Source organism: Vibrio penaeicida, assembly GCF_002933855.1.
Lineage (GTDB): Bacteria > Pseudomonadota > Gammaproteobacteria > Enterobacterales > Vibrionaceae > Vibrio > Vibrio penaeicida_A.
The window spans coordinates 1-2,583 of the sequence record NZ_BFAQ01000086.1 but is presented as its reverse complement, the minus strand read 5'-3'; the positions used below and the strand labels follow the sequence as shown (position 1 = coordinate 2,583).

Sequence of the window (2,583 nt, the reverse complement as noted above, 5' to 3'; positions counted from 1 at the left end):
GTTTAAGGCGTAATGCAGCAGCATGTTTTGCGCGTTGTCTGCGGTTTAAGCTGGCGTTAGGTGCTAGGAGGTATAAACGTTGACTAATTTATACATTATCGGTAATGGATTTGACTTGTGGCATGACTTGCCAACGAGTTATCGCGAGTTTTATGAATTTGCTCAGGATACACTTGATGAATTGGGAAACTATTACCTCTTTGATTTAAGTGTTCACGAGCCTTGGCATGATTTTGAAAATGCTCTAGGTGCTTTTGATGCGGATGTTTTTTTCGATTTTCACAACGAAGTTGATATTACTTCGGATGATTTCAGACCTAGTTTCATATATGGTTTGGAAGATGAAATTACGGAACAAACAGACATACACGTTTCATCAGTAAGAGAAACTTTTACTGGTTGGGTTAACCAACTGGATGTGAGTGTTGCTGAACAGAAAATGGCTTTTCCTGAAGATTCTCAGTTCATAACCTTCAACTATACATCAACTCTCCAAGCTGTGTACGGTATTGAAGATAATCATGTATTCCATATTCATGGTCGTGCTGAAACACATGATGAACTAATTTTTGGACATGGTGAAACTATAGTTGAGCCTGCTGAGTTTGACGAAGACGGTGAAAGCACTAGAGATATGTTCTCAGACGCTCAAAGCGGTGCTCGTTATCCTTTACATGCATTAAAAAAGCCAGTAGCTGACATCATTGAGCAACATGAATGGTATTTTGAACAACTCAGTAATATCGAAGAGGTTGTCATAATTGGGCATTCTTTGAATACTATTGATCAGCCATATTTCGCGCATATTACTCAAAGTGTTCCAGAAGCGACTTGGAAAGTTTGTTGTTACTCTGAGGACCAAGAAGATATTTTCAAACAAAGCCTCATTGAGTGCGGTGTTAATCGAGAGCAAATAGAAACAATTGCGTACAGCGACCTATAGCATCGTGGAAAACGCACCTAACAAACGCTTCAAGCCGACCACCAACGCGTGGCATTTTTGGTTTGCAGTAATAATTNNGTATTGCGTTGGCAGCGGCTTAAGCGGGCGTTAGCCATCCGGAGAGTTAATGAAACAACAAAATTATGACTGGTATCAGTTTCAAGAAGAAATATGTGACCATTTTCTTTCACTAGGAGCCGAAGCTGAAACAAATGTTACAGTGGCCGGTGTTAGAACGAATCACGATGTTGATGTCCTAGTTAAAACTAAATTTTTGGGTGAGAATATTACTTGGGTAATTGAAGCCAAGTGTTGGAAAAAGCGTGTAAGTAAGAATCATGTTCTCGCATTGAGAACGATAGTAGACGATCTTGGTGCAGATAGAGGGTTCATTGTATCAAGAGTGGGCTTTCAGAAGGGGGCGATGGAAGCAGCTCTAAATACAAATGTTAAGTTAAAAACATTTGATGAACTTAAGTCTGAAACCAAAGACATGGTTGAAGCTGAAATATTGAAAATGTATAGCAAGAGGCTGCACTTAATAGAAGACCGATATTGGTCTCACTCTAAGAAAGTTCGTATTAAATATGGTTTGAGACAAGACCTGTTTGATTTTTCTTTCAAATTCGTAGGTCAACTTTTGCTGTCGGCGGCTAGGAAAGCAATCATAGAAGCACAAAAGATGAACTATCCAATTGATTTAGAGACTCACCTTAAAGAGCAGCAAGGAACCCCTATAGCACACAACTTTCAGCAGCTTCAAAACTGGCTCAATTTAAATCTAAATTACTTTGAAGAGAAGTTAATCGATGCTGAATGGGCAATGTACCAAAACGGTGATTATGAGCCTAACCTAAGACGAACAGCTGATGACGAGGTCACAGCAAGTATAATGATGGCAGGTGGTGGGTCTGGAATGCGTATGCCTAAAAAGGATGGCTAACAAACAATTTAAGAGCGATTTAGCACGCTTGGCATTTTTAGTTTGGGTTGAGTTTAGTGATTACGGTGGTCAAATTGAGTGTCGTGGTCGCGTGCTTCACACCTTAATTGGGCGTTAGCTAGAAATCGGTACATACTACAGTTCGTAAAAACTATTGATATTTTTGTTATATATGCTAATGGTAATGCTTTAAACAATATAAATTATAGAATTAATAGAAATATGATGAAAAAAGAGCAAAACATTGTAATAGCTGCATATTTTTCGGTGATTGCTGGAATTGTACTTAGCTATTTTTTATCGCTAGTGGGATATGGGATCTTAGTCTTGACAGCAGGCTTATGCTTATTTGTAAGAGGGAAAGATTTTACGGATGAAAACAAGAATCACATTAATCTTATTTTAAGAGCTATTGGGTTCTTAGCTGTTTTGCAGTTGCTAAGCGTTGTTCTAGCCTTAACCGCCATCGATATAGAAAATTTGAAAGTGATGGGGATATTAGTATTGATGAGTCAAATACTTAGAACTGCTGGTTTTATGGTGCCTTTATTTAAGGTCGTTAAAGGGCTCAAGCGGCTTGGTGAAACTAGTTCAACATAGCTAACAAACAATTCAAACTGACCAAAAACGTATGGCATTTTTAGTTTGCGTTGAGTTCGCTGTTTAATATGGTATGCAGAAACGGTATTTGTACGTT

Annotated in this window: 3 protein-coding genes; all 3 read left to right on the top strand. The window is 38.4% G+C overall.

The window, feature by feature from the left end; all coding sequences use genetic code 11:
* The first annotated feature begins 79 nt into the window (after positions 1-79).
* The 3 genes from VPNCDNU1_RS28450 to VPNCDNU1_RS28435 all read left to right on the top strand — a co-directional run bounded on the left by VPNCDNU1_RS28450 (position 80) and on the right by VPNCDNU1_RS28435 (position 2,486).
* The gene (locus VPNCDNU1_RS28450) at positions 80-943 is read left to right on the top strand and encodes a bacteriophage abortive infection AbiH family protein (RefSeq protein WP_104403494.1); all 864 of its coding nucleotides are present in this window, start codon (positions 80-82) and stop codon (positions 941-943) included.
* A 127-nt stretch (positions 944-1,070) separates the two neighbouring features.
* Positions 1,071-1,886, top strand: coding sequence for a restriction endonuclease (locus tag VPNCDNU1_RS28445; RefSeq protein ID WP_104403493.1), 816 nt, complete (start codon positions 1,071-1,073; stop codon positions 1,884-1,886).
* A 222-nt stretch (positions 1,887-2,108) separates the two neighbouring features.
* Positions 2,109-2,486 (top strand): hypothetical protein, encoded by a 378-nt coding sequence (locus tag VPNCDNU1_RS28435; protein WP_145959506.1) that lies wholly within the window; start codon positions 2,109-2,111, stop codon positions 2,484-2,486.
* Positions 2,487-2,583 lie beyond the last annotated feature (97 nt).